This window comes from Nostoc sp. CCY0012 (assembly GCF_963920855.1).
Taxonomy (GTDB): Bacteria; Cyanobacteriota; Cyanobacteriia; order Cyanobacteriales; family Nostocaceae; genus Cyanocohniella.
In genome coordinates this window covers 1-2700 of the sequence record NZ_CAWUDM010000217.1, presented here as the reverse complement: position 1 = coordinate 2700, position 2700 = coordinate 1, and the positions used below count along the sequence as shown (strand labels likewise).

The 2700-nt window shown below is 44.1% G+C and carries 5 protein-coding genes; 2 read left to right on the top strand and 3 right to left on the bottom strand.

Annotated features, from left to right (window positions below; all coding sequences use genetic code 11):
• Positions 1–122 precede the first annotated feature (122 nt).
• On the top strand, positions 123–650 hold the full coding sequence (locus tag ACM0OS_RS28735; protein ID WP_414546583.1) for a thermonuclease family protein: 528 nt from the start codon (positions 123–125) through the stop codon (positions 648–650).
• A gap of 96 nt (positions 651–746) precedes the next feature.
• Positions 747–959: a hypothetical protein gene (locus ACM0OS_RS28730; RefSeq protein ID WP_414546582.1), complete on the top strand. Its 213-nt coding sequence runs from the start codon at positions 747–749 to the stop codon at positions 957–959.
• A gap of 214 nt (positions 960–1173) precedes the next feature.
• Here the strand turns inward: ACM0OS_RS28730 and ACM0OS_RS28725 are convergent, their stop codons facing one another.
• The 3 genes from ACM0OS_RS28725 to ACM0OS_RS28715 all read right to left on the bottom strand — a co-directional run bounded on the left by ACM0OS_RS28725 (position 1174) and on the right by ACM0OS_RS28715 (position 2514).
• A complete protein-coding gene (locus ACM0OS_RS28725) occupies positions 1174–1662 on the bottom strand; it encodes a GIY-YIG nuclease family protein (RefSeq protein ID WP_414546581.1) in 489 nt (162 codons plus the stop codon).
• Between the two features lie 151 nt (positions 1663–1813).
• The gene (locus ACM0OS_RS28720) at positions 1814–2176 is read right to left on the bottom strand and encodes a hypothetical protein (RefSeq protein ID WP_414546580.1); all 363 of its coding nucleotides are present in this window, start codon (positions 2174–2176) and stop codon (positions 1814–1816) included.
• Positions 2176–2514, bottom strand: coding sequence for a DUF5674 family protein (locus tag ACM0OS_RS28715; RefSeq protein ID WP_414546579.1), 339 nt, complete (start codon positions 2512–2514; stop codon positions 2176–2178). Before ACM0OS_RS28715 ends, ACM0OS_RS28720 begins: the two co-directional genes overlap by 1 nt.
• Between the last annotated feature and the right edge of the window lie 186 nt (positions 2515–2700).

Here is a 2700-nt window from a genome sequence, read left to right as displayed (position 1 = left end):
ATTTTGAGTTCAATTATATATTAATTTGTGTAATTAATTTTGTTTGATTACTTATCATTCTCGTAGCAACCCTTTTGTTCCTCTCTGGAGTGCCGACTGTAGCCCAAGGCCGCTTGCCTAGTATGACAGTGGTAAGCGTAGGCGACGGAGATACGCTGAGAGTCCGTAATCAGCAAGGGCAATCTGTAACTATTCGCCTGGGTTGTGTGGATGCACCCGAAATGAAACAAAATCCGTGGGGACAACAATCAAAAGCTCGTCTTCAGGAATTGCTGCCTGTAGGCCAGTCTGTGCAAGTTCGGCAAATTGAGCGTGATAGATACAAAAGACTTGTGGCTGAGGTATTTGTCAACAATCGCTCGGTAAACCTGACGATGGTGCAAGAAGGTCAGGCTGCTGTCTATAGGCAATATCTCAAAGGATGCAACAGTACTCAAGAAAAATATCTGCAAGCTGAAGCTGATGCCCAAGTACAGAGGTTGGGCTTTTGGAATCAATCGCAGCCGGTGATGCCTTGGGATTTTAGGCGGGGCAAGAAAGATATTCAGCCTACATCTGTGCAATCGCAACAACAGCAGTGCGATCAGCTATGCTGGGCGGTTACGCCATCGCTCCTACCCAGATTTTTGTATTCCACCGAATTTGCCTGATTTAGATTGCCGTGATATTCCTTACCGCAGATTTAGGGTGAATCAACCAGATCCGCATGGGTTTGATCGGGATAAAGATGGGATTGGTTGTGAACGGTGATTAACTTTTTAGCACTGGAGCATAGAGGAAGTGCGATCGCCTCCACAGGGCGGTTACGCCATCGCACTGCTGCCAATTCTTGGAGGACACTTCGGGCAATGGAGCCAAGCGCCAAGCGCCATCACTATATGTTTTCTAGTAGATTACTAGCCAGTTGTAGCGTTCGCGCAGCGTCTCGTAGAGAAGCGATGACCAAGGCTGTGAGTTGATTGCTCTTGTTATTCTACAGCGCTGGGTCAACAACTGGCGATTTGTGACGATATCTCATTTAAACTGCAAAATACAGGCAAGTTATGCCAAATTGCCAGAATCTTTAGTGATCGCTTTTTCTTCTTAGAGGAAATTTATGAGGATGGCGATGCCTACGGCGGGCTGCGCCTACGCTCTACGTAAAATTAGAGTTTGTCGTTAGAACTCCCGAATTCATTTAAACGGTTGCCCCCACCGCTCCCAATTCTCCTTATTAAATGGTGATCGCCACTTTTGAATTAACTGTAATTCCAATTCTTGGCGTGCGCGTCGCTCTGTGGGTGCATCCCACCAAAAGGTAATGCCTACACTCCTTTCTAATCCATATCGCTGATGTAGCGAATGGTAGCTATCTAGGTACTGCTTACACCCATGCTCCCCTTTCCACCGCTTGTTACTGCGAAGAGTTTCACCAATATACAGCACAAGAGAGGCCGCAGTATCAACCACAAAGTAAAGACAAGCCTCACCAGAATAATCGGCTGGCATCCGGTAAAATGCCATTGAATGAACTCGCAGTGTTAGCGGGTCTATTGTGTCTGGGTCAGAATGCTTAGGGGTGAGGTGAAACAATGTAGTCTGTTGTGGTGGTTGAGTTTGCCTGACTTGTTGCTGATAAGTGTGTATGCGCGATTTCCAGTCTTGTAGGGCATCAGCACTCATTAGCAGTTGTTCTGCTCAGCGTATTGATGTGGGCGTAATTGTATTGTTGGTAAACAGGTTGAGTTGCTGGTTTTCCAAAAGCCTTGGCTGAATGCGACCAAACACATGATAAGGCATCACAGCACAGAGATGACAGTAGTGATCGCTCAGACTAAGCACTAATTGATTGGGAACTCAACAAACCAGACATTTCTAAAATTCGCTCTGACCAATTAGAAGCAACATCTGCAATGTTTGTCGTTTGGTTTGATTGAGACTTAATGTTGTCCCAATTGCGTTGCCAATCTTGTAATACATCGTGAAGTTGATTTAATTCGCCGTGATTGATTTGAGTGTTTTGCTGTATTAAAGACAAATACAATAGGCTTTCTTCTAACACTACCGGGACTACTGGATAACAATCGCTACTTTGTACCCAGGATTTCAGGTGTGCCAGACTTGATGCTAATTCACCCAATCGATGTGGTTGGTCTAAAGCTAAGAAACTAGCTTCAATTGCACTCCAGTTGGGCATTATGCTGCTCCTCCTAACAACTGCTGGGTAATTTGGCTGACTTGTTGTCGAATTTGTGCGGATTGTATGATCATACTACAGTTGTTTTGGCTGGGGCGAATGTTAATAATTGACTCAAATACAATTTCCTGAGTATAAGGCGACCAATCCGCTCCCCAAATATCGCGTTGCTGGCTTCCGTCCTTGAGTAATTCTTGTTCACATTCGTAATGGCGAACAGCCCCGCCTGCCAGAATTTTGCGCTCGATATCTACTGCTATTTTAATGAAAACATCCCAAGTTTTCAGCATGGACTCTATTTGTTGGGGAGTAGCAGGCTCACGAATAATCAAAATCAATTGCAGTTAACCCTACTTAATAATTAACAATATCAATTTATACAATACTTTTTCCCAAACAACTAAAATAATTAACTTAAATGCTGCTTTAAATAACCCGCTATCATCCGCTTCATGTCAGCAATCATATTATCAGTAAACCAAAAAGTTTTCCCAAAAGGGCGAATCACTAGGTATATAGGAGAT

Bases quoted from the DNA above. Each gene is read 5' to 3' on its own strand.
- ACM0OS_RS28735 (WP_414546583.1), top strand. From the start codon at position 123: ATGACAGTGGTAAGCGTAGGCGACGGAGATACGCTGAGAGTCCGTAAT.
- ACM0OS_RS28725 (WP_414546581.1), bottom strand. From the start codon at position 1,662: ATGAGTGCTGATGCCCTACAAGACTGGAAATCGCGCATACACACTTAT.
- ACM0OS_RS28720 (WP_414546580.1), bottom strand. From the start codon at position 2,176: ATGCCCAACTGGAGTGCAATTGAAGCTAGTTTCTTAGCTTTAGACCAA.